The 23,097-nt window shown below is 67.1% G+C and carries 16 protein-coding genes; 10 read left to right on the top strand and 6 right to left on the bottom strand.

The genetic code is table 11. The annotated features are described in order from the left end of the window. Positions 1–93 precede the first annotated feature (93 nt). The 5 genes from EZ304_RS09345 to EZ304_RS09325 all read right to left on the bottom strand — a co-directional run bounded on the left by EZ304_RS09345 (position 94) and on the right by EZ304_RS09325 (position 11,091). Entirely contained in the window at positions 94–888 is a 795-nt protein-coding gene (locus EZ304_RS09345) for an SDR family NAD(P)-dependent oxidoreductase (protein ID WP_099554791.1), read from the bottom strand. A gap of 156 nt (positions 889–1,044) precedes the next feature. Then, positions 1,045–3,222, bottom strand: coding sequence for a YccS family putative transporter (gene yccS, locus EZ304_RS09340; RefSeq protein ID WP_142806879.1), 2,178 nt, complete (start codon positions 3,220–3,222; stop codon positions 1,045–1,047). Positions 3,223–3,387: 165 nt separating this feature from the next. Next, positions 3,388–6,510 (bottom strand): efflux RND transporter permease subunit, encoded by a 3,123-nt coding sequence (locus tag EZ304_RS09335; protein WP_142806878.1) that lies wholly within the window; start codon positions 6,508–6,510, stop codon positions 3,388–3,390. A 31-nt stretch (positions 6,511–6,541) separates the two neighbouring features. Further along, a complete protein-coding gene (locus EZ304_RS09330) occupies positions 6,542–9,775 on the bottom strand; it encodes an efflux RND transporter permease subunit (RefSeq protein WP_142806877.1) in 3,234 nt (1,077 codons plus the stop codon). A gap of 74 nt (positions 9,776–9,849) precedes the next feature. Continuing rightward, positions 9,850–11,091: an efflux RND transporter periplasmic adaptor subunit gene (locus EZ304_RS09325; protein ID WP_099554777.1), complete on the bottom strand. Its 1,242-nt coding sequence runs from the start codon at positions 11,089–11,091 to the stop codon at positions 9,850–9,852. A gap of 188 nt (positions 11,092–11,279) precedes the next feature. On the opposite strand from EZ304_RS09325, the gene EZ304_RS09320 reads away from it, so the two are divergent. The 9 genes from EZ304_RS09320 to EZ304_RS09280 all read left to right on the top strand — a co-directional run bounded on the left by EZ304_RS09320 (position 11,280) and on the right by EZ304_RS09280 (position 20,283). Further along, the gene (locus EZ304_RS09320) at positions 11,280–12,599 is read left to right on the top strand and encodes a M20 family metallopeptidase (RefSeq protein WP_099554789.1); all 1,320 of its coding nucleotides are present in this window, start codon (positions 11,280–11,282) and stop codon (positions 12,597–12,599) included. Positions 12,600–13,154: 555 nt separating this feature from the next. Continuing rightward, positions 13,155–13,973 (top strand): NADPH-dependent 7-cyano-7-deazaguanine reductase QueF, encoded by an 819-nt coding sequence (gene queF, locus EZ304_RS09315; protein ID WP_142806876.1) that lies wholly within the window; start codon positions 13,155–13,157, stop codon positions 13,971–13,973. Between the two features lie 243 nt (positions 13,974–14,216). Continuing rightward, positions 14,217–14,510: a LysM peptidoglycan-binding domain-containing protein gene (locus EZ304_RS09310; protein ID WP_005411287.1), complete on the top strand. Its 294-nt coding sequence runs from the start codon at positions 14,217–14,219 to the stop codon at positions 14,508–14,510. A 45-nt stretch (positions 14,511–14,555) separates the two neighbouring features. After that, complete coding sequence (locus EZ304_RS09305; protein WP_142806875.1) at positions 14,556–15,068, top strand: hypothetical protein; 513 nt, start codon at positions 14,556–14,558, stop codon at positions 15,066–15,068. A gap of 342 nt (positions 15,069–15,410) precedes the next feature. Continuing rightward, a complete protein-coding gene (locus EZ304_RS09300; protein ID WP_142806874.1) occupies positions 15,411–17,633 on the top strand; it encodes an NADP-dependent isocitrate dehydrogenase in 2,223 nt (740 codons plus the stop codon). A 315-nt stretch (positions 17,634–17,948) separates the two neighbouring features. Continuing rightward, positions 17,949–18,920, top strand: coding sequence for a hypothetical protein (locus EZ304_RS09295; protein WP_099555117.1), 972 nt, complete (start codon positions 17,949–17,951; stop codon positions 18,918–18,920). Beyond that, positions 18,913–19,461, top strand: a complete 549-nt coding sequence (locus EZ304_RS09290; RefSeq protein ID WP_142806873.1) for a GTP-binding protein — start codon at positions 18,913–18,915, stop codon at positions 19,459–19,461. The genes EZ304_RS09295 and EZ304_RS09290 overlap by 8 nt, the downstream gene beginning before the upstream one ends. Beyond that, the gene (locus EZ304_RS09285) at positions 19,454–19,870 is read left to right on the top strand and encodes a roadblock/LC7 domain-containing protein (protein WP_099555125.1); all 417 of its coding nucleotides are present in this window, start codon (positions 19,454–19,456) and stop codon (positions 19,868–19,870) included. The genes EZ304_RS09290 and EZ304_RS09285 overlap by 8 nt, the downstream gene beginning before the upstream one ends. A gap of 53 nt (positions 19,871–19,923) precedes the next feature. Beyond that, positions 19,924–20,283 (top strand): hypothetical protein, encoded by a 360-nt coding sequence (locus EZ304_RS09280; RefSeq protein WP_049424080.1) that lies wholly within the window; start codon positions 19,924–19,926, stop codon positions 20,281–20,283. Positions 20,284–20,364: 81 nt separating this feature from the next. Here EZ304_RS09280 and EZ304_RS09275 read toward each other — a convergent pair whose 3' ends face one another. Continuing rightward, the gene (locus EZ304_RS09275) at positions 20,365–21,102 is read right to left on the bottom strand and encodes a KilA-N domain-containing protein (protein WP_239503796.1); all 738 of its coding nucleotides are present in this window, start codon (positions 21,100–21,102) and stop codon (positions 20,365–20,367) included. A 241-nt stretch (positions 21,103–21,343) separates the two neighbouring features. On the opposite strand from EZ304_RS09275, the gene aceK reads away from it, so the two are divergent. Further along, positions 21,344–23,074, top strand: coding sequence for a bifunctional isocitrate dehydrogenase kinase/phosphatase (aceK, locus tag EZ304_RS09270; protein WP_142806872.1), 1,731 nt, complete (start codon positions 21,344–21,346; stop codon positions 23,072–23,074). Positions 23,075–23,097: the final 23 nt, after the last annotated feature.

Raw genomic sequence — 23,097 nt, 5'->3', positions numbered from 1 at the left:
GACTGCGGTGGGGCGCATCCACGCATGGCGTGGATCTGCCCAGACCCCATGGCGGTGGGTGCGGACCGTTGGTCCGCACTCGGCCTGAAGGTCTCAGACGATATCGTCGACCACGCCGCCATCCACGCGCAGTGCCGCACCGGACGTGGCCGAAGCCTGCGGCGAGGCCAGGTACACCACCATGTTGGCCACTTCCTCGACCGTGGCAGTGCGCTGGATCACCGAAGACGGCCGGTGTGCCATCACAAACTCGCGGCCGATCTGCTCCAGCGGCTTGCCACTGCGCTGGCGTTCATCTTCGAACATCGCCGCGAAGCCGTCGGACAGGGTCGGGCCGGGCAGCACCGCGTTGACGGTGACGCCACTGCCGGCCACGCGCTTGGCCAGGCCGCGCGACAGCGACAGCTGCGCGGTCTTGCTGACGCCGTAATGGATCATGTCGGCGGGAATGTTGCGTGCCGATTCGGAGGAAATGAACAGCACGCGGCCCCAACCAGCTGCCACCATCGCCGGCAGCAGCGCACGCGACAGGCGCACGCCGGACATCACGTTGGTCTGCCAGTAACGCTCCCAGGTGGCGTCTTCAGTCTCGAAGAAGTCCTCGGGGCCGAAGATGCCGGCGTTGTTGACCAGGATGTCGACCGTGGGCAGGCCGGCCAGCAGCGTGTCGACGCCGGCCGCATCGGAGAGGTCGGCGGCGACGCCGGTCACCTCGGCACCCGGAACGGAGGCGAGCAGGCGCAGGCGGGCACGTTCGACGCTGTCGGTGCTGCGGCCATTGAGAATGACCCGCGCGCCCGCTGCGGCAAGGCCCTGCGCGATCGCCAGGCCGATGCCGGCGGTGGAAGCGGTGACCAGCGCGGTGCGGCCGGCGAGTTCGATCTTCATGGGGGAGTCCAGGAGCAGGGGATCACCCAGTATCCGCGCGGAAACGTGATCGGGATGCAGCGCCAGGCGCAACGCGCTGTTGCGCACGGCACAGTAGATCCACGCCATGCGTGGATGCAGCACCGGTAGCGCCGGGCCATGCCCAGCGGCACGTTGTCAGGTGAGCGTACGCACCGCCTCATTCGCCGCCGCCCGCACCTTCGGCAGCATCCGCAGCACCAGCGCCATCTGCGTGCGGATCAGCTGCAGCTTCGGTGGCATCGCCTCATCGATCTGTTCCAGCTCAGCGGCCACTGCGCGGTCGGCGTCGTTGTCATCTTCCGCGACCTGCTGTCGTGCGGTCAGCGCCGCCGCCAGCTGCTGCAGTGCCTTTCGCACGCGATCACCGGCGGCCAAGGCCAGTGGATCGCCGGCGTAGCTGTCCACCTGGTCGCGGTGCGCACCCAGCGCCGACAAGTGCCCAAGCAGCGTGTTGGAGAGGGCCAGGAAGTGGAAGCCGGCATCCAGGTTGCGGCGCACGTGGCCGGGTTCGCGCAGCATGTTCGACAGTGCGGTGGACAGCGCGGCGTCGGCGTTGTGCATGTCGCGGCGGGCGATGCGGTAGGCCAGGTCATCGCGCATGCCGCTGCGGTACTGGCCCAGCACCGAATCGAGGTAGCGCGCGGCGGTATCCAGCACCCGCGCCAGCACCCGATGCAGCTGGCGGCCCTGCCAGTCGGGCAGGATCAGGAACGCGGCGGCGGCGGCGATCGCGCAGCCCAGCAGCGTATCGACCATGCGCGGCACGATCAGCACGAAGCCATCGCCGATCAGGTTGAAGCAGGTCAGGGCCATCACGGTGATCGCCGCCGATGCCACCAGGTAGCGATCGGTACGGGTGAAGAAGAACAGCAGCGCCGACAGCAGCGCGATCAGCAGCTGCACGTGCAGCTGCGGGAACAGCTGCAGCAGCGCCCAGGTGAGCACGAGGCCGGCCACGGTACCAACGATGCGCTGGGCCAGGCGCTGGCGGGTGGCGCCGAAGTTGGGCCGGCACACGAATACGATCGTCAGCAGCACCCACGAGCCGTTCTGTGCGTTGAACAGCCGGATGGCCGCGAAACCGGCGATCAGTGCCAGCGCCATGCGCAGGCCATGGCGGAACAGCACCGAGCCGGGCGTGAGCTGCTGGCGCAGGCGCACGCCCATCTCGCGCAGGGTGTGCGGGTTGCTGTCGCGCAGGCGCGTATCGACATTGTCGAGGCTGGCCTCGGAGCGTTCGGCGTCCAGCAGGCGGCGCTCGATGCTGCGCAGGTTGTGCACCAGCAGGTCCAGCGAACCCAGCAGGCGCTGCCACTGCGGGCGCTGCTGGTCGCGCAGGTAGGCCAGCGCATCGGCCAGGTCGCGTCCGGCCTGCTGGTTGCTTTCGCCATACACGAACGGACGGCGCAGGCGGATCGCCTCGCCCAGCCGCGCGCAGGCCTGGCCCTGCAGGTCGAGCAGGCGCTGGCAGCGGTACAGCACGTCACTGTGGAAGAAGGCGTCGACCAGGGCGCCGTACGGGTAGTGCGAGGAACTGGCGCGCTCGTGGAAATCCTGCGCCATGTAATACAGGCGCAGGTACAGGCCGGAGTTCACCCCGGGCCTGCCGGAGCGGCCGAAGCGGGCCAGGATCGCCGTTTTGGCCTCGTTCAACGCGCCGACCACGCGCCGGTTCTGCTCGGCCAGATCGAGCTGGCGGCGTTGCAGGTCGGCCTCACGTACCGGCTCGAACAGGGCGGCCTTCAGCTGCAGGTAGCGGCCCAGTTCGATGTAGAGCCGCGCCACGCGCTCACGCACCGGGCGGTTGGCGAACAGTGCGGTCCACAGGATCGACAGCAGTCCGTACCAGACGGCACCCGCCAGCAGGTGGCTGACGGCGTCCAGCGCGCTGTGCAGATCGGTGGCGCCATGCTGCTCCAGGCCGATCATGGTGTAGATGGCCAGCGTTACCGTGGCCTGGGCGATGGATGCGTAGCGCTCGCCGAGCGCGCCGAGCAGGGTCAGGCAGAAGGTGGACAGTGCCAGCGCGCCGATGAAGATCCACGGCCAGGGGAACAGCCAGATCACCGACGCCGCGGCGATGCAGAAGCACAGCAGTGACAGCGCCACGGCCTTGGTCCGGCCCCACCAGTTGTCGTCGGTCTCGGCGATGGCGCTGGCGATGATGCCGAGGAAAACGCCGGGCAGGGCGCTCAGCGCATCCAGCTGCCAGCACACGGCAAGCGCTGCGGTCAGTGCGATGAACACGCGCAGGCCATAACTGGCCTTCTCATGGGCCCACAGGCGGCTGAGGCGGGATTGGCGGGCGGGCATGCAGGCTCGGTGGAAGGGTCTTCCACCATTATTGCGGGTGCGGGGTGAAGGGGACAGCCTGCGCAGGAGTAGTGCCGGCCGCTGGCCGGCAGATTCGCCGTACGGAGAAAGCCGGCCAGCGGCCGGCACCACCCGTAGATCCACGCCATGCGTGGATGGGCCCTTCTAGGCCCGCTGCGCGCGCTTGAGCAGCTTCGCTTCGCGCTTGCGTGCGCGCCGTGCCCGCCAGCGTTCGGCCAGGCAGGAGAAGATCACGTACAGCGCCGGCGTGCTGAGCAGGGTCAGGCTCTGCGAGAACAGCAGGCCGCCGATCATCGCGATGCCCAGCGGGCGCCGCAGCTCGGACCCTTCGCCCAGGCCGATCGCCAGTGGCACCGCCGCCAGGATCGCCACCATCGTGGTCATCATGATCGGGCGGAAGCGCACGATGCTGGCCTCGCGCGCGGCATCGCGCGGTGCCAGGCCATGCTCGCGCTGCGCGACCAGCGCGAAGTCGATCATCATGATCGCGTTCTTCTTGACGATGCCGATCAGCAGCACCAGCGCGATCATCGAGATCACCGACAGCTCGGTGTTGGTACCGAACAGCGCCAGCAGCGCACCCACGCCTGCCGCCGGCAGCGTGGACAGGATGGTGACCGGATGGATCAGGCTCTCGTAGAGCATGCCCAGCACCAGGTACACGGTCAGGATCGCAGCAAACACCAGGATCAGCATGTCGCTGGGGTCGGAGTTGAAGCCGAAGCCGGCGTCATCGGCCAGGCGGATGTCGCCCGGCATGCGCATGCCGGCCACGGTGGCATCGATGATCGCCTTGGCCTCTCCCATGCTCACGTCCGGCGCCAGGTTGTAGCTCAGGTCCATCGTGGTGTACTGGTTTTCATGGGTGATCTGCGATGGCGCCAGGCCCGGCACCTGGGTCGCCACCGCGGTGATCGGCACCATGTCGCCGTTGCGCGCACGCACGTACACCTCGTCCAGCGCCGCTGGCGTGGCCGTCTGCGAGGGCAGGGCGTTGACCACCACGCTGTACTGGTTGATGTCGGAGTAGATGGTGGAGATCTGGCGCTGGCCGAACGCACCGTACAGCGCGCCATCGATGGCGCCGACGGTGATGCCAAGGCGCGCGGCCTTGGCGCGGTCGATCTCGATGTTCTGGCGCAGGCCGGCGTTGTCCACGTCGGTGCCGACGTCGCGCAGCTTCGGGTTCTTCTTCAATTCCGCCTGCAGCTTTGGCAGCCATTCCTGGAGCGATGCCAGGTCGTTGCCCTGCAGCGAGATGCGGTACTGGGCGCCCTGGCTGGAACCGCCGCCATCGTTGCTGGGAAGATCCTGGATCGCACGCAGGCGCAGCTGCAGGTCGGGGTAGCGGTCGGCCTTGGCACTCAACCGTGCCAGTGCGTGCGCGGTGGTTTCGCGACGGCCGTCGCTGCGCGACTTCAGCTCGATGTTGAACTGTGCGCTGGAGCCCTGGCGGCCACTGCCCAGGCGCACGCCCACGGTCTTCACCGCGGGGTCGGCCATCAGCATGTCGGTGATGCGGCGCTGGCGGGCCACCATGTCCTCGAAGGACACGGTGGCGCTGGAGTTGGCGCGACCCCAGATCAGGCCGGTGTCCTGCGGCGGGAACGCGCCCTTCTTCACCGCGCCGAACAGGAAGACGGTGACGCCGATCAGGATCAGCGGAGTCAGTGACATCAGCAGCGCGTGGCGCAGCGAGAAGTCGAGGAACACCGTGTAGATGCGCAGCATGCGTTCATGGCCGGCATCGAGCCAGCGGCCGAAGCGCGACGGCGGCGCAGCGTGATCGTGGGCACTGAGGAAGCGGCTGCACAGCGCCGGGGTCAGCGTCAGCGAGACGATCATCGACACCACGATCGCCGCCACCAGGGTGACGGTGAACTCGCGGAAGAACGCGCCCATCATGCCGCTGGCGAACAGCAGCGGGATGAACACCGCCACCAGCGAGGCGGTGATCGAGACGATGGTGAAGCCGATCTCGCGCGCGCCGGTCAGTGCCGCCTGCATGCGCGGCATGCCCTCGTCGAGGTGGCGCATGATGTTCTCGATCACCACGATCGCATCGTCGACCACGAAGCCGATCGCGATCACCAGCGCCAGCAGGCTCAGGTTGTTCAGGGTGAAGCCCATCACGTACATCACCAGCGCGGCACCGGCCAGCGACAGCGGAACGGTCACCGCAGCGATCAGCGTCGGTGCCAGCCGGCGCAGGAACAGCGCCATGGTCAGCACCACCATGGCCAGGCTGATCAGCAGGGTGATCTGCACTTCATGCAGCGAGGAACGGATGGTCGGCGTACGGTCGAAGTACGGCGTCATCGTGGTGCCCGGCTGCAGGTAGTCGCGCAGGGTCGGGATCTGTGCCTTGACCCGGTCCACCGTCTCCACGATGTTGGCGCCGGCACGAGTGAACACGTACATCACCACCGCCGGCTTGTGGTCGAACCACGCGGCCTGGTAGGCGTCCTGCTGGCCGTCGTAGACGTTGGCGATGTCCTTCAGGCGGATCACCCGGCCATCGCCCTGGGTCTTGACCACCAGGTCGGCGAAGTCGGCGGCGCGTGCCACCGAATCGTTGGCGATGATCGCGGTGGTGGTGTTGCCATCGCTGAGGAAGCCGGTGGGCGAGGTCACGTTGGCCGCGCGCACCGCGTTGCGCAGGTCATCGGCGGTCAGGCCGAGCGCGTTCATCAGGCGCAGGTTGACGTCCACGCGTACCGCCGGCGTCGAGGCACCGGCGATGTCGACCGAGGCGACGCCGCTGATCTGGCGGATGCGCTGCGCCAGCAGCGAGTCGGCGACGTTGTACAGCTCATCGGCCGACTGCGTCTGCGAGGTGAGCGCGATGGCGATCACCGGGTCGTCGTTCGGGTTCGCCTTCTGGTACATCGGCGAGCCCATGCCCGAAGGCAGGTCGGCCTGCGCCGAATTGATCGCGGTCTGCACGTCCAGCGCGGCCGAATCGATGTTGTGGCCGCTCTGGAAGATCATGAACACCAGCGAGCTGCCTTCCGAGCTCGACGAGCGCATGCGGTCGATGCCCGGCAGCTGGCCGAGGTGGCGCTCCAGCGGCGCGGTGACTGTCGAGGCCATGGTCGCCGCATCCGCGCCGGACTGGCTGGCGTGCACGAAGATCACCGGGATCTCGATGTTCGGCAGTGCCGATACGCCCAGGCGCAGGTAGCAGATCAGGCCGACCATGAACAGGCCGATGGCCAGCAGCGCGGTGCCGATCGGGCGGCGGATGAAGGGGCCGGACAGGTTCATCGTGCGGCCCACCGCAGCAGCGGGGCGTGGATCATGCCTGCGGCTCCTGCAGCGAACCGTTGCGCAGTGCGCGCTGCTCGCGGCGGCGCGCCAGCCATTCGGAGAAGCGTTCCATGTACAGGTAGATCACCGGCGTCGTGTACAGCGTGACCAGCTGCGACAGCAGCAGGCCGCCGACGATGGCGATGCCCAGCGGGCGCCGCAGCTCCGAGCCGATGCCGGTGCCCAGCGCCAGCGGCAGTGCGCCGAGCATTGCCGCGGCGGTGGTCATCATGATCGGGCGGAAGCGCAGCAGGCAGGCGCGGCGGATCGCTTCATGCGCGTTGGCACCGGCGCGACGCGCCTCGATCGCGAAGTCCACCATCATGATGCCGTTCTTCTTGACGATGCCGATCAGCAGCACGATGCCGACGATGCCGTCCACCGACAGGCTCAGCCCGCACAGCATCAGCGCCAGCAGCGCGCCGACGCCGGCCGGTGGCAGCGTGGAGATGATCGTGATCGGGTGGATGTAGCTCTCGTAGAGCACGCCGAGCACGATGTAGATCACCACCAGCGAGGCCAGCAGCAGCCACACCACATCGGTCTGGCTGCCGGTGAATTCGGCGGCCTTGCCGATGAACTCGGCATGCAGGTGTGCCGGCATGTCCAGGCTGTCCTTGGTCTCCTGGATCGCACGCACCGCTTCGGACAGCGAATAGCCCGGCGCCACGTTGAACGAGATCGTCACTGCCGGCAGCTGCTGCTGGTGGCTGACCACCAGCGGCGCACTGCTGACCTTGCCTTCGGCCAGCGCCGACAGCGGAATGATGTTGCCGGCGCCGACCGTGATGCCGGTGTTCTGCGCGCCGATGCCGGTGGCGGTGGACGAGTTGGACGAGGTGACCTGGCCGAAGCTGGTGGCATTGGTGCCGGTCAGCGCGCCGGCGCCGTTGGAAGCCACGGCCAGCTGTTCCATCAGCGCGGTGCTGGTACGGAACTCCGGCGCCACTTCCAGCACAACCCGATACTGGTTGAGTTCGGTGAAGATGGTCGAGATCTGGCGCTGGCCGAACGCATCGTAGAGCGTGTCGTCGATGGTCTGCATCGGCACGCCCAGCACGCTGGCCTTGTCGCGGTCGATGTTCAGTTCAAGCGCGCGGCCCTGGTTGGACAGGTTGTTGTCGACGTCGGCCAGTTCCGGGCGCTTGCGCAGCGCTTCGGTCAGGCGCGTGGCCTGGGTCGCCACCGTCGCCGAATCCACGTCCGACAGCGAGTACTGGTACTCGGTGGCCGCCACGCGGGTGTCCAGGGTCACGTCCTGTACCGGCTTCAGGTACAGCGCCACGCCGGGAATACCGGCCACCGCCTTCTGCAGGCGCGGCAGGATCTCATCCAGGCCATCGCGCTCGCCGCGTTCCTTCAGCACGATCGACAGCTGGCCCTGGTTGAGCGTGGGGTTCATGCTGCCGGCACCGATGAATGCCGACACGCCGGTCACATCCGGATCGTGGCGCAGCGCTTCGGCGACCTGCTTGGTGCGCTGCTCCATCTGCGGGAAGGCGATGTTCTGGTCGGCCTGCACCACGCCGGTGATCAGGCCGGTGTCCTGCTCGGGCAGCAGGCCCTTGGGAATCAATACATACAGCAGCACGGTCAGCACCAGTGCGGCGCCGGCCACGGCCAGGGTCAGCCGCTGGTGGCCCAGCACCCAGTCCAGGCTGTGCTCGTACAGGCCCACGGTGCGTGTCCACAGGTTCTGCTTGCCGGCCGCCGCCGCACGCTCGTGCGCGTCCTCGCCCTCGGGCAGGGCGTCGGGCTTGAGCAGGTAGGCGCACATCATCGGGGTCAGCGTCAGCGAGATCAGCATCGACAGCACGACAGCGATGCTCAGCACCCACGCGAACTCGTGGAACAGGCGGCCGGTGACACCGGGCATCAGCAGCAGCGGCAGGAACACCGCCACCAGCGAGACGGTCAGCGACAGCACGGTAAAGCCGATCTGGCGTGCGCCGATCTCGGCCGCTTCCTTGCCACTCTTGCCCTGCTCGATGTAACGCACGATGTTCTCGATCATCACGATCGCATCGTCGACCACGAAGCCGGTGGCCACCACCAGCGCCATCAGTGACAGGTTGTCCAGCGACATGCCGGCAAAGGCCATCACCGCGAAGGTGCCGGCCAGCGACAGCGGTACTGCCACCGACGGGATGATGGTGGCCCACAGCCGGCGCAGGAACACGAAGATCACCGCCACCACCAGGCCGATGGTGAGGATCAGGGTGAACTGCACTTCATGCACCGAGGCGCGGATGGTCTCGGTACGATCGTTGAAGATCTCCAGGTGCACGTCGGCCGGCAGCACGCCCTGCAGCTGCGGCAGGATCGCGCGGATGCGCTCGACAGTCTGCACGATGTTGGCACCGGGCTGGCGACGCACTTCCAGCAGCACCGCCGGCTTGCCATCGGCCCAGGCCGCCAGCTGGTCGTTCTCCACGCCATCGACCACCTCGGCCACGTCGGACAACCGCACCGGGCGGCCGTTCTTGTAGCTGATGATGGTGTCGCGGTACTCGGCAGCGCTGGCCAGCTGGTCGTTGGTACCGATGCTGTAGGACTGGGTCTTGCCGTTCAACGAACCCTTCGGCGCATTGACGTTGGCTTGCGTGAGCGCGCTGCGCAGCTGTTCGAGGGTCAGGCCCATGTTCGACAGCTGCGCCGGGTTGACCTGGATGCGCACGGCCGGGCGCACGTTGCCGGCAATCGAGACCAGGCCCACGCCCTGCACCTGCGACAGGCGCTGGGCCAGGATCGAGTCGGCGTAGTTGTTGACGTCGCGTAGCGGCCGCGTGTCAGAGGTCAGCTTCAGGGTGACGATGGCCGCGTCGGCCGGATTCACCCGGTTGTAGACCGGCTGGTAGGGCAGCGACGAGGGCAGGGTGGCCTGGCGGATCGCCGCCTGCACGTCCTGTGCGGCGATGTCGATGTCGCGGTCCATCGAGAACTGCAGGATGATCGTCGACAACCCGGCCGACGAGTCCGACGTCATCAGCTCCAGCCCGGAAATCTGCCCGAACTGGCGCTCCAGTGGCGTGGTGACCAGCGAGGCCATGGTGGTGGCGTTGGCGCCGGGGTACTGGGTGGTGACCACCAGGCTGGGCGCATCGATTTCCGGCAGCGCCGATACCGGCAGCTTGCGGTAACCGAGGATGCCCAGCAGCAACAGGCCCGCCATCAACAGCGAGGTGGCGATCGGGCGGCGGATGAAGATCGTCGAAAAGCCCACGGACTGATCCTTGCTGGCACTTCAATGTCGGCGCCGGCAGGTCCGCCAGCGCGAGGGAGAACCGTGGCCTGCGCTCAGCGCGGGCCACCACCGCGACGGCCACCGCCGCCGTTCTTCTGTTCGGCGGCCTTCAGTTCGGCTTCGGTCGGTGCGGCCGGGGTCTCGCCCGGCTTCAGCGCGGTGACCTTGCTGCCCGGCTTCAGGCGGAACTGGCCTTCGCTGACCACGCGCTCGCCGCCCTTCAGGCCTTCTGCGATCTGCACCTGGCTGTCGCCCACTTCCACGCCGCTGCGCACGGTCTGCATCTTCACCGTGTTGTCGCCCTGCACGACATAGACGTACTCGCCATCCGGCCCGCGCAGCACGGCCTGGGTCGGAATGACCACACCACCGCCGATGGTGCGCAGCTGCATGCGCACGTTGACGAACTGACCCGGCCACAGGCCGTTGTCGGTGTTGTCGAACAGCGCGCGCGCCTTGAACGTGCCGCTGTCGGCACTGATCAGGTTGTCGACCACATCCAGCTTGCCGTCACCGGACAGCACGTGCGAATCGGCGCGGTCCAGCGCGGCCACCGGCACCGCACCGGCGGCCTGCGCCTGGCGCACGTCGCCGAGCTGGCGTTCGGGCAGGTTGAACAGCACGTGGATCGGATGGACCTGGGTCAGCGTGACCAGCGCGGTGCCGGCGTTGACCACGTTGCCGGCATCGACCGCACGGATGCCGGCGATGCCGGTGATGGGTGCGGTGACCTTGGTGTACTGCAGCTGCACCTGCGCCGAGCGCATGCTGGCATCGTTCGCCGCGACCGCGCTCTCGTACTGTGCCACTTGGTTTCGTTGTGTATCCAGATCGGTCTTGGCGACGAACTGGCGATACTCCGGCGCGTTCGAGCGCTGGTAGTTGGAGCGGGCGGTAGCCAGCAGCGCTTCGTTCTGGCGCTTGGCCGCCGCTGCCTGGTCGAAGCTGGCCTGGGCGGTGCGAGGATCGATCACTGCCAGCACGTCGCCCTTCTTCACTTCCTGGCCTTCGCGGAAGTTCAGGCTCATCAGCTGGCCACCGACCTGCGGGCTGACGGTGACGGTGTTCATTGCCGTCACCGTACCCAGTGCGCTGGCATACACCGGTACGTCCTGGCGCGTGGCCTCGACCACGGTCACAGGCACCGGGCCGGCATCCGGGTCTTCACCGCCCTGGCGCGCTCCCGCCGCCGGCTTTCCAGCCTTGTCCTTGCCCCCGCCGATGACGCGCAGGCCGACCACGGCCAGCACCAGAACCGCCACGACCAGCAGCACGATCTTCCAAACACGTGACATTACGAGGACTCCAAGAGGGCTGGACGGGGCGCGGCCCCGGTTGGCAATGCGCAAAGCATACCTGTGCCACATCACGTTTCCTGCATGACGGATGGGACGGGCGCTAAGACCGGATCCCGCGCGGGAGGTTCCCGTGGCGGCGGTGTTGCCCTACATTCAGCTGGAACCCTCTTGCTGTGGAGATTGCGATGCGCCGTTCGCTGCTGCTGTCCGCCCTGCTGCTGGCCCTGCCGGCCCTTGCCCACGCCCAGGACGGGCAGCGCCCGGAAGTGACCGCCGCCGCACAGCGATTGCAGGCCCGGGTGGTCGAATGGCGCCGTGACTTCCACCAGCACCCGGAACTGTCCAACCGCGAGGTGCGTACCTCGGCCGAGGTCGCCAAGCGCCTGCGTGCGATGGGCCTGAAGCCGAAGACCGGTATCGCCCACCACGGCGTGGTGGCGATCATCGAAGGCGGCAAGCCCGGCCCCAAGATCGCGCTGCGCGCGGACATGGACGCGCTGCCGGTGACCGAGCAGACCGGCCTGCCGTTCGCCTCCAAGGCCACCGACCAGTACCGCGGCCAGACCGTGGGCGTGATGCATGCCTGTGGCCATGACGCGCATACCGCCACCCTGCTGGGCGTGGCTGAAGCGCTGGTGTCGATGAAGAAGGACCTGCCGGGCCAGGTGATGCTGATCTTCCAGCCGGCCGAGGAAGGCGCACCGCCGCCGGAAGAGGGTGGCGCCGCGCTGATGCTGAAGGAAGGCCTGTTCGCCGACTTCAAGCCGGAAGCCGTGTTCGGCCTGCATGTGTTCTCCAGTGTGCAGGCCGGGCAGATCGCGGTGCGCGGTGGCCCGTTGATGGCTGCCTCGGACCGCTTCGGGATCAAGGTGATCGGTCGCCAGACGCACGGTTCGGCGCCGTGGAACGGCGTTGACCCGATCGTGGCCACCGCCGATCTGGTCGGCACCGCGCAGACCATCGTCAGCCGCCGCGCCAACCTGTCCAAGCAACCGGCGGTGCTGACCTTCGGCGCGATCAACGGCGGCATCCGTTACAACATCATTCCCGATGAAGTGGAGATGGTCGGCACCATCCGCACCTTCGACGAGGGCATGCGCCAGCAGATCTTCGCCGACCTGCGCAACGTGGCCGAACACACCGCTGCCGCGCACGGTGCGAAGGCGGTGACCGACATCTACGAATCGGAAGGCAACCCCGCCACGGTGAACGACCCGGCGCTGACCGCGAAGATGCTGCCGAGCCTGCAGGCGGTGGTGGGCAAGGACAACGTGTACGAGCCGCCGCTGCAGATGGGCGCGGAGGACTTCTCGCTGTACGCGAAGGAAGTGCCGGGCATGTTCTTCTTCGTCGGTTCGACCAGCGTGGGCATCGACCCGGCGACGGCGCCGGCGAATCATTCGCCGAAGTTCCTGCTGGATGAGAAGGCGCTGGATGTGGGACTGCGCGCGCTGCTGCAGGTGAGCCTGGATTACCTGCACGGTGCCGGCACGCCTGCGGGGTGAGGGTTTCCGGCAGGGCTTGCAGCCCTGCACCCGCTTGGATCAATGGCAACGTCAACGTCAAAAGCGGGCATTCCGTGGGATGGCGGGGTGGGTCCGGTGGCAGGGGACGCTGCAAGTACGTCCATGTAAGCTCGGTCGCCGCATCCATGCGGCTCACGCCCCTGCCACCGGACCCACCCCGCCTTCGACGGTTTCCCGCGAGCTGTCGGAACGACTTTCCGCTTCTGGTGGGTGTCGACCTTGGTCGACACGGCAGGCGTCAGGAACGTCTGAAGGATCGGTTTCTGATTTTGATTTTTCTGATCTTTCCCGTGGTGGCGGCCGCGTGCAGGGAACTGTCAGGGGCCGGGTGGGTAGGCGGGGCGGGGGTGTCCGCGGCATGGATGCCGCGGCCAAGCCCCCAAGGACGGGTTTACGGCGTCCCCCGACCCGCCTACCCACCCGGCCAAGCCGATAGACCGCCTTTCACGACCAACCAACAAAACCACCACGGAGGGGCTCCGCCGTTGGCCGGCCCGGCCGAAGGCCCGCTTCTGGCGCGATACAATGACGCCCATGAACACCCCACAGGATTCCAGCCTCGGTCGCGAGGTCAGTTACCCGTCGCAGTACGATCCCGGCCTGCTGTTTCCCATTCCGCGCAGCGGCGCCCGCGCCGAGATCGGCCTCGATGACGCCGCGCTGCCGTTCGTCGGCCACGACCGCTGGCATGCCTTCGAGCTGAGCTGGCTCGACCCGCGTGGCAAGCCGCAGGTCGCCGTCGCCACCGTGCAGGTGCCGTGCACCTCGCCGCGGTTGATCGAATCGAAGTCGTTCAAGCTGTACCTCAACTCCCTCAACAGCACCCGCGTCGACAGCGCCGAGGCGCTGCGCGAGCGCCTGGTGGCTGATCTGTCGGCCTGCGCCGGTGCGCCGGTCCAGGTCGAATTCGGCCTGCCGGGCCTGCGTGAGACGCCGCTCGGCGAATCCATCGATGGGCTGGACGTGGCGATCGACTGCTACGGCCCGCCGCAGGCGGACTTCCTCTCGGCCAATGCTGGTGAGGTGGTGGTGGAGACCCTGGTCTCGGCACTGCTGAAGTCCAACTGCCCGGTCACCGGCCAGCCGGACTGGGCGACGGTCAGCCTGCGCTACCGCGGGCCGAAGATGGATCGTGCCGGCCTGCTGCGCTATCTGGTCAGCTACCGCGAACACGCCGAGTTCCACGAGCAGTGCGTTGAGCGGATCTTCAGCGAGGTGTCTGCGCGCTGCCAACCGCAATGGCTGGAAGTGGAGGCCCGCTATACCCGCCGTGGTGGCCTGGACATCAATCCCTGGCGTGCCAGCCCCGGCATCGCGGCTCCGGCTGCGACCTACCGCGAACTGCGGCAGTAACCGCCGGCCAGCGGCCGGCGCTACCTTTGGATCGCAGGCGGTTACGGGTAGTGCCGGCCGCTGGCCGGCAATCGGCCAAGGCCGGATCCCCCTGGCACAGCCGACCAGCGGCCGGCACTACCAGGCACCTTATCTCCCGATTGTTCAGCCGCCCCCCGGGGCGGCTTCACATCTGCACCATCCCCATTTAACAACCGCCATGGCACCGTGCGAGCCATGTAGTCATGCAGACGGGAGTTGTGGATGAGTACCGAGAAGAAAGCCGATTTCTCCGGCGTCAGTGCCAGCGTCGACAGTACCGCCGAGCAGGTGCCGAAGGCGGACTTCTCCGGCGTCAGCGCTTCGGTGGACAGCACCGCCGAGATCGTCAGCGGCGGCACCTACACCGTGCAGAAGGGCGACTCGCTGTCGAAGATCGCCAAGCAGCATCTGGGCGACGCCAACGCCTGGAAGAAGATCTTCGAAGCCAACCGCGATGTGCTTGACGACCCGGACAAGATTTTCCCGGGCCAGACCCTGAAGCTGCCGCCGAAGTAAGCCGGCGATCGAACGCCGTCCGACAATCCCTGGGAGGAACCCCGAATGATCAAGACCACCCCGCTCCAGACCGCCCTGATCGCCGCCCTGCTGGGCAGCGTCGCCCTGGTCGGTTGCAAGAAGAAAGAGGAGTCGACCGACACCAACGCCGCTCCGGTGGCCACGGCTCCGGCCGAGCCGGCAGCGCCGGCGCCGATGACCGGTGCACCGCCGCCGATGGCGGAAGCTGCTGCGGTCAGTGTTTCCACTGTCACCGTGGGCAAGACCGCTGCCGCCGACAAGTCGGTCGCCCCGGCTGCACTGTTCTCGCCGAAGGATGACGTCATCGTCTCGGTCAAGACCGATGGCGCTGCCAACAACGTCAATGTCGGCGCCAAGCTGACCTTCCAGGACGGCCAGGTGGCCGGCGAACAGACCGCGACCCTGAATGCCAGCGGCGCGGAGACCACCAACGTCACATTCAAGAATGCAAAGGGCTGGCCGGCCGGCAAGTACCGCGCCGAGGTCATGGTCGATGGCAAGGCGGCCGGAACGCCGCAGGAGTTCGAGGTCAAGTAAGTCCTGCCGACTCTCTCCCGGCAGGACTCACGATGGACGCAGCCGCGAGGCTGCGTCCTTTTTTATTGGGCGATGGTTGGCTTCATCCACGCACGGCGTGGATCTACTGGCGGCGGCGTTTGCGTGGATCCACGCCATGCGTGGATGGATCACAGCGTTGCCACCGTGCAGTACCGCCGCGTATGGCGCGGCTTTGCCCCGCGCGGCTGAAAACGCGACAATGCAGGGGTTTCCCCGCCGCGCGCCCACCCTGACGGCGACGGGGGAAAGCGACACGGTTGCACGTGGCCCGGCGCTGGCGCCGGCCTTCCCCTGAGCATTGCTACAGAGTCCAAGTCCCCCATGTCCAAGATCCTCTACACGCTGACCGACGAAGCACCGTTCCTGGCGACCCAGTCGCTGCTGCCGATCGTCGACGCCTACACCGCCACTGCCGGCATCGTGGTGGAAACCCGTGACATCTCGCTGTCCGGCCGCATCCTGTCGCAGTTCCCGGAACTGCTCAGCGACGCGCAGAAGGTCAGCGACGACCTGGCCGAGCTGGGCCAGCTGGCGACCACCCCGGACGCCAACATCATCAAGCTGCCGAACATCTCCGCTTCGGTGCCGCAGCTGAAGGCGGCCATCAAGGAACTGCAGGACCAGGGTTACCCGCTGCCGGATTACCCGGAAACCCCGGCTGACGACCAGCAGCGCGACTACAAGGCGCGCTACGACAAGGTCAAGGGCAGTGCGGTGAACCCGGTGCTGCGCGAGGGCAACTCCGACCGCCGCGCACCGCTGTCGGTGAAGAACTACGCGCGCAAGCACCCGCATCGCATGGGTGCCTGGGCGTCGGATTCGAAGTCGCACGTCGCGCACATGGCCGCCGGCGATTTCTACGGCAGCGAGAAGTCGGCCACCCTGGCCAACGCCGGTGCGCTGAAGATCACCTTCCACGGCAAGGACGGCAGCGCCGTCGTGCTGAAGGAAAAGACCGCGGTCAAGGCTGGCGAGATCGTCGATGCCGCCGTCATGAGCCGCAAGGCACTGGCCGCGTTCATCGGTGAGCAGATCGCCGATGCCAAGGCCCAGGGCGTGCTGTTCTCGCTGCACCTGAAGGCGACCATGATGAAGGTCTCCGACCCGATCATGTTCGGCGTGGCGGTCAACGAGTTCTACAAGGACGTGCTGGCCAAGCACGCCGACGTGCTCAAGCAGGCCGGTTTCGACGCCAACAACGGCATCGGTGACCTGGCCGCGCGCCTGCCGTCGCTGCCCGAAGCCACCCGCGCTGCGATCGAAGCCGACCTGGCTGCCGAGTACGCACAGCGTCCGGGCGTGGCCATGGTCAATTCGGACAAGGGCATCACCAACCTGCACGTGCCGAGCGACGTGATCGTCGACGCCTCGATGCCGGCGATGATCCGCGACTCCGGCAAGATGTGGAACGTCGAAGGCAAGCTGCAGGACACCAAGGCGGTCATTCCGGACCGCTGCTACGCCGGCGTGTACCAGGCCGTCATCGACGACTGCAAGGCGCACGGCGCCTTCGACCCGGCCACCATGGGCTCGGTGCCGAACGTCGGCCTGATGGCGCAGAAGGCCGAAGAGTACGGCTCGCACGACAAGACCTTCCAGATCGCCGCCGACGGCGTGGTCAAGGTCACCGACGATGCCGGCACCGTGGTGTTCGAGCACGCCGTGGAAGCCGGTGACATCTGGCGCATGTGCCAGACCAAGGACGCGCCGATCCAGGACTGGGTCAAGCTGGCCGTCGAGCGCGCCCGCCTGAGCAACACCCCGGCCGTGTTCTGGCTGGATGCCGCCCGCGCCCACGACGCGCAGGTCATCGCCAAGGTCGAGACCTACCTGAAGAACCACGACACCGCCGGCCTGGACATCCGCATCCTGCCTCCGGTGGAAGCCACCGCGTTCTCGCTGGACCGCATCCGCAAGGGCGAGGACACCATCTCGGTGACCGGCAACGTGCTGCGCGACTACCTCACCGACCTGTTCCCGATCATGGAGCTGGGCACCAGCGCCAAGATGCTGTCGATCGTGCCGCTGATGGCCGGTGGCGGCCTGTTCGAGACCGGCGCCGGTGGTTCGGCCCCGAAGCACGTTCAGCAGTTCGTGGAAGAGGACTACCTGCGCTGGGATTCGCTGGGTGAGTTCCTGGCCCTGGCTGCGTCGCTGGAGCACCTGGGCAACCGCTACGAGAATGCCGCCGCCCGCGTGCTGGCCAAGGCGCTGGACGAAGCCAACGGCCAGTTCCTGGACAACGACAAGTCGCCGTCGCGCAAGCTGGGTGGCATCGACAACCGTGGCAGCCACTTCTACATCGCGCTGTACTGGGCCCAGGCCCTGGCCGCGCAGGACGAAGATGCTGCACTGAAGGCACGCTTCGCACCGCTGGCCAAGGCGCTGACCGACAACGAGCAGAGGATTGTCGAAGAGCTGATCGCGGTGCAGGGCAAGGCCGTGGACATCGGCGGCTACTACCGCCCGGACGTGGCCAAGGCGAGCAAGGCCATGCGCCCGAGCGCGACCTTCAACGCCGCGCTGGAGCAGCTGCGCGGCTGATCCATCGCCGCTCGGTCGTGACACCGGAACCCGCGCTTCGGCGCGGGTTTCTTTTTGGCTCTGGGGTCAGATCCCTTTTGCCATGCAAAAGGGATCTGACCCCATTCGACCCGCGTCCAGAACCGTGACTTCCGTTGGCTGTCGGAATGCCGTCAAAGGGGCATGAAACTTGCCCGCGATGGCCGTCGCAGAACGGATATGAGTGGATCCGCAGCGGCCCTCGATCTGAGCAGTCGATCACGACGGCTGCCGTTGGCGATGCCCTAGCCTTGGCGACGCGAGGCCACCGGGGAGGTGGCCGCACGGGGAACACGGATGGCACGCGTGCTGGTAGTGGGAACCGACATCCAGGGCGAGCAGGCCCTGCTGCAACGGCTGCGCGTGGCATCGGCCCTGCCGGACGGCCAGATCCGCCGCAGCCAGGACCTGGATGATTGCGACCTGCTGGTCATCCGCGATACGCCGGCGCTGCGCAACGCGGCCCAGCGCATGCGCCAGCAACGCCCGCGACTGCAGTGCTGGATCGAGGATCTGGGGGGCCAGCTGCGCGACGGCGATGGCCACCAGGACATACTTGATGACGGTGCCATCGGCCGTGCATTGCGCGGCATGCAGTTGGCAGCGGAACCCCTGGCAATGCATGCACCCGCACCGATCCGCCTGGCCGATGGTGCGCATGCCATCACCCGCCTGTTGCGCGAGCGGCTGCCGTTGCGACAGGGCCAGGCACTGTTGAGTGATGCGGGCGAGCCTCTGCTGCTGATGGATCTGGAGCACGACCAGGCCGTGCTGCTGCAGGAACCGGCTGCGGCGCTGGTGGAGCGTTTGGCCGATGCCTTCGAACGCCTGCAACTGGATGCGCTGACGCCGGCACGCCTGCAGGCGCTGGCCGGCGAGCGGCCACGCCAACCACTGCGGCCGCTGCTGTGGCAGTGGGCACAGCGCAGCCGCCATTGGCAGGCATTGGACGAACGCCTGCGTGGCGCCTCAGTGAAGCTGCTGCGCTGGCCCGACTTCCGCGTACTGGGCCATGACCACGATGGCTTCCGGCTATGCTCGCTGCTGCTCAAGCGCGCGTGCACGGTTGACGAGTGCGCGATGCTGCTTGAGTTGCCGGCTGCGGCGGTGCGCGATTTCATCCATGCCGCCTACCTGTGCGGCTACGCGCAATTGCAGAGCGCCCCGGTGGCACCGATGCCGACAGTACGTGGCAGCGGCACTGGCACCGACAACGGCCTGCTTGCCCGCCTGTGGCGGCACCTGCGCGGGAGCGAGCGCAATGCGTGAGCACAAGGTGGTCGTGCTGGGCGGCATGGGCAGTGGCAAGTCGACCCTGGTGCGCAGCATCGCGGCCGGGGCGGTGATCGATACCGATGTGGCCAACAGTGACCGCATCGGTGCCGACAAGGCGTCCACCACCGTCGCGCTGGACTATGCCGATATCGATCTGCCCAATGACGAGCGCCTGCGGCTGTACGGCACGCCGGGCCAGCAGTGTTTCGATTTCCTCTGGCCGATCCTGCTGCAGGGCGCCCGCGGCGCCGTGCTGCTGCTGGATGCGCGGCGCGCGGGCGTGGTTGCCGAACTGGAGGATTACCTGCAGGTACTGCGACCGTTCGCATCGTCATTGGCGCTGGTGGTGGCCGTCACCCATCTGGACCAGGCACCGCACGCCGCGCTGGACGACTGGGCCGCACGCGCCAGTCTCGATGATCAACCGCTGCCATTGCTGGCAGTGGATGCCCGCGACCGCGAACAGGGACTGCTGCTGATGGATGTACTGATGAGCGAAATGGAAGCGCATGCACTGGTGGCCGCGCATGGTTGATGGGCAGGTGGCGGTACTGCCCGATGCCGGCCAGCGTGAGCGCCTGCAGCCGCTGCTGCAGGACCTGCGGCAGCGGGTGGAAGGCGTGCGCACGGTGGTGCTGGCCAGTGTCGATGGCTTCGCCCTGGTCAGTGCCGGTGCCGAAGGGCGCGGTGAACGCCTGGCAGCGATGACCAGCGCGATGCTGGCGCTGGCCGCAGCAGTGGGGCGCGAACTGGTGCTGGGTGATCTGCAGACGCTGATGCTGGAGGCCGCGGGTGGCAAGGTGCTGATGCTGGCCATCCAGGCCGAAGGGCGCGCACCGCTGCTGCTGATGGCAGCCTGCGACCAGCGCAGCGTGATCGGCCAGGTGCTGTGGCAGAGCAGGGAATGTGGCCAGGCGATCCTGGCCGAACTCGGCGGATCGTGAGCCCGGCCGCAGGGGAACGAGGGGCTCGAACCAACATCGACAAGGGGTGCGACGTGGCTGGATTGAATGAATCGTTGAACGCACTGATGGGCATCGACGGCGCGCAGGCAGTGGCGCTGGTCGACTACGAAAGCGGCATGCTGCTGGGTGAGGCCGGTGCCGGCATGGACATGGAAGTGGCCGCCGCAGGCAACACCGAAGTGATCCGCGCCAAGATGAAGACCGCCGCATCGCTGAATCTCAACGACAGCATCGAGGACATCCTGATCTCGCTGGGCAAGGCGTACCACATCATGCGCCCGGTGGCGAAGAAGAAGGGCCTGTTCTTCTACATCGTGCTCGACCGTACCAAGTCCAACCTGGCCCTGGCCCGGCGCAAGGTACAGGACGTGGAGGCCGATCTGGCGATCTGAACCGCCGGCTCCTGTGGAGCCGAGCATGGGCTCGGGTCCACAGGAGAACGAAACGTCATGCTCGTCTGTTTCCAGCCGCAGTCACGGTACCGGAAGCAGCAGCGCGGTCACGAACGAAAGCGCCTTGCTGTCCCGCGCTGCAAAGTATGCCGGTGCTTTCTCGGGGAGCCATACTTCATTGAAGTGGCGGCGGAAGTCCTCGTAGAACTCGTTGGGGTACAGCTTGGCCGGCACCGTGCGTCCATCCGGATAGGTGTGGTCATACATGGGCAGTGCATCGGTGTCGACGCCCCGGTGGTCCCTCAGCCACTTGCAGAACAGGCGCCCTTCGGAAATATCCGGCACCAGCGCCTGCGGCAGGGTGTAACCGGCGTCTTCAAGCGGCGCGATCAGGTTCAACGTCAGCTCGTTGAGCATCGAGAAATGGGTGTACGGTACCTTGGCCCGGTTCTGCAGGTAGCGCTCGATATGCGCGGGCATTACCGCGTTGGCGTGGCCCTGCTGCCATTCCACCACCCACTGCGCGACCTTCACCGCGAACTTGCGCGACAGCCACTGGCCCAGGTTGATGGCCAGATAGGGATGGATCCAGGTGCCCTGCATGGTCGGGATGCCGCCGGAGACCACGTGGATGAGTTCGTGCTCGGCCAGCCCGGTCTGGAGGGTGAGCTCCTGCAGGAACTCCTCCGTCGATTTCAGTGCCCGGTAGTCAGACCAGCGCTTGTTCACGGACTGGCACAGCGCGGTGGCGCTGATGTAGCCGTCCCGCGCCCGCTGCGGGATTACATTGCCTTCCTCCATGCGCGGGATCAGGGTCATTTGCTGCATGCGTCACCTCGTGCCGTTGTGAGCCTGGAAGGGTAGGCAACACGGTGGACCGGGGTCTGTAGGAATCGTTGCGTTTTCGTGGGACGCAATGGACCTGCCCCTGCAGAGCCGGACCGGCGCTCGGCTGTGCTTCGGGCAGATTGCGGTGAACCAAGCCGGGCATGGGCCCGGCTCTACACAAGCCGCCCCACGCCAGCGTATGGTGAAGCCGGTCCTACCGGGTAAGCCCTGAATGTCCGAGCCTCACATTGCTGCCGAGCTGGCACCGCGCATCGCGGTGGCCATCCGCGATGGCTTCGAGGATTACCATGCTCGATTCGCGGGCGTGACCGCTCGTGCGCGGCAGCGCTTCGAGCAGCGCGACTGGGCCGGTGCCCGGCAGGATGCGGTCGAGCGCATTGTGCTGTACGACCTGTGCATCGCCGAGCAGATGGATGCACTGCGCCGCCTTGCCGGCGAGGCGATCGGCCAACGTGCGCTCTGGCTGCAGGTGCATGCGCAGTACAGCGCGCTGCTGCTGGGGCTGATCGACGCCGAGCTGTACAAGACCTTCTACAACACGTTGTCGCGGCGCATGTTCGCCACCCGCGGCGTGGATCCGGCGCTGGAGTTCATCGCCTTCGATGTCGAACCCTCCGATGCCATCACCCATCCGGTCGCACGGCATACCTACGCGGTTTCGCCGACGCGGCCGGTGGAGGCGCTGCAGCGGGTGCTCGCCGACTACCGCTTCGGCATTCCCTACGTGCATCAGCTGCGCTGTGCGGCAGCCATTGCGGTGCGCCTTCAGGATGACCTCGCCCATTGGGGGGACACGCCGGTGCGCAGCATCGAGCTGCTCGACACCGTGTTCTACCGCGAGCGCCGCGCCTATCTGGTGGGCCGCGTGTTCGGCGAGCATCGGTTCTCGCCGTGCGTGATTGCGCTGGTCAACGACGAGCGTGGCCTGCGCGCCGATGCAGTGCTGACCCGGCGCCGGGACGTGGCCCACCTGTTCGGCGTGTCACGCAGCTATTTCCAGGCCAACCTGGCCACGGTCGGTGATGCAGTGGTGTTCCTGCGCAGTCTGCTGCCGGGCAAGCCCATCGATGAGATCTACACCGTGCTGGGCCGCGCCAAGCAGGGCAAGACCGAGCGCTACCGCACCTTCTTCCGCCACTTCAACGAGCATCCGCAGGAGCGGCTGGTGCATGCCGAAGGCACGCCGGGCATGGTCATGGCGGTGTTCACCCTGCCCAGCTATCCGCTGGTGTTCAAACTGATCCGCGACCGTTTCGCGTGGCCCAAGGCGATGTCGCGGCAGCAGGTGGAAGAGAAGTACGCACTGGTGTTCAACCTCGATCGTGTCGGCCGCCTGCTCGACGCACAGCCCTATCGCCACCTGCGCTTTCCGCGCGACCGCTTCGCTCCGGCACTGCTGGAGGAACTGCTGCAGCAATGTGCGCAGAGCGTGCGCGTCGATGGCGACGAGGTGGAGATCGCACTGTGCTACGTGCAGCGTCGTTTCCGTCCATTGAACCTGTACCTGCGCGAGCAGGGCGGGGAGGCGGTACGTGCAGCGGTGCTCGACTACGCGCAGGCGATCACCGACATGGCGCGCAACAACATCTTCCCCGGTGACATGCTGCCGAAGAACTTCGGCGTGTCGCGGCACGGCCGGGCCGTGTTCTACGACTATGACGAACTGTGCCTGGTCAGCGACTGCGTGTTCCGCGCCTGGCCGCAGCCGCGCACGCCGGAGGAAGCGCTGGCTGACGAACCCTGGTTCCATGTGGGGCCGCGCGATGTGTTTCCCGAGCGCTTCGGCCCATTCATGGGCCTGCCGGCGCGCGAACTGGCCGCGGTACGCGAGCACTACCGGCATCTGTTTGATCCGGCGTGGTGGCAGGGCCTGCAGGAGCGCTTCGCCCGCGGTGACTATCCGGATACACCGCCCTATGCTGGCGCGCATCGGTTGGCGTAGCCCGGCCGAACTGTCCCGGAGGT

Origin of the sequence: Stenotrophomonas maltophilia (assembly GCF_006974125.1) — a bacterium.
GTDB classification, from domain to species: Bacteria; Pseudomonadota; Gammaproteobacteria; order Xanthomonadales; family Xanthomonadaceae; genus Stenotrophomonas; species Stenotrophomonas maltophilia_O.
Note: the sequence above shows the minus strand (reverse complement) of the source record. Positions and strands in the feature narration are given on the sequence as shown.

Excerpts from the sequence above, each read along its gene's own strand:
- EZ304_RS09345 (WP_099554791.1), bottom strand. The coding sequence starts at position 888 with ATGAAGATCGAACTCGCCGGCCGCACCGCGCTGGTCACCGCTTCCACC.
- yccS (WP_142806879.1), bottom strand. The coding sequence starts at position 3,222 with ATGCCCGCCCGCCAATCCCGCCTCAGCCGCCTGTGGGCCCATGAGAAG.
- EZ304_RS09335 (WP_142806878.1), bottom strand. The coding sequence starts at position 6,510 with ATGAACCTGTCCGGCCCCTTCATCCGCCGCCCGATCGGCACCGCGCTG.
- EZ304_RS09325 (WP_099554777.1), bottom strand. The coding sequence starts at position 11,091 with ATGTCACGTGTTTGGAAGATCGTGCTGCTGGTCGTGGCGGTTCTGGTG.
- EZ304_RS09320 (WP_099554789.1), top strand. The coding sequence starts at position 11,280 with ATGCGCCGTTCGCTGCTGCTGTCCGCCCTGCTGCTGGCCCTGCCGGCC.
- queF (WP_142806876.1), top strand. The coding sequence starts at position 13,155 with ATGAACACCCCACAGGATTCCAGCCTCGGTCGCGAGGTCAGTTACCCG.
- EZ304_RS09310 (WP_005411287.1), top strand. The coding sequence starts at position 14,217 with ATGAGTACCGAGAAGAAAGCCGATTTCTCCGGCGTCAGTGCCAGCGTC.
- EZ304_RS09305 (WP_142806875.1), top strand. The coding sequence starts at position 14,556 with ATGATCAAGACCACCCCGCTCCAGACCGCCCTGATCGCCGCCCTGCTG.
- EZ304_RS09300 (WP_142806874.1), top strand. The coding sequence starts at position 15,411 with ATGTCCAAGATCCTCTACACGCTGACCGACGAAGCACCGTTCCTGGCG.
- EZ304_RS09295 (WP_099555117.1), top strand. The coding sequence starts at position 17,949 with ATGGCACGCGTGCTGGTAGTGGGAACCGACATCCAGGGCGAGCAGGCC.
- EZ304_RS09290 (WP_142806873.1), top strand. The coding sequence starts at position 18,913 with ATGCGTGAGCACAAGGTGGTCGTGCTGGGCGGCATGGGCAGTGGCAAG.
- EZ304_RS09285 (WP_099555125.1), top strand. The coding sequence starts at position 19,454 with ATGGTTGATGGGCAGGTGGCGGTACTGCCCGATGCCGGCCAGCGTGAG.
- EZ304_RS09275 (WP_239503796.1), bottom strand. The coding sequence starts at position 21,102 with ATGACCCTGATCCCGCGCATGGAGGAAGGCAATGTAATCCCGCAGCGG.
- aceK (WP_142806872.1), top strand. The coding sequence starts at position 21,344 with ATGTCCGAGCCTCACATTGCTGCCGAGCTGGCACCGCGCATCGCGGTG.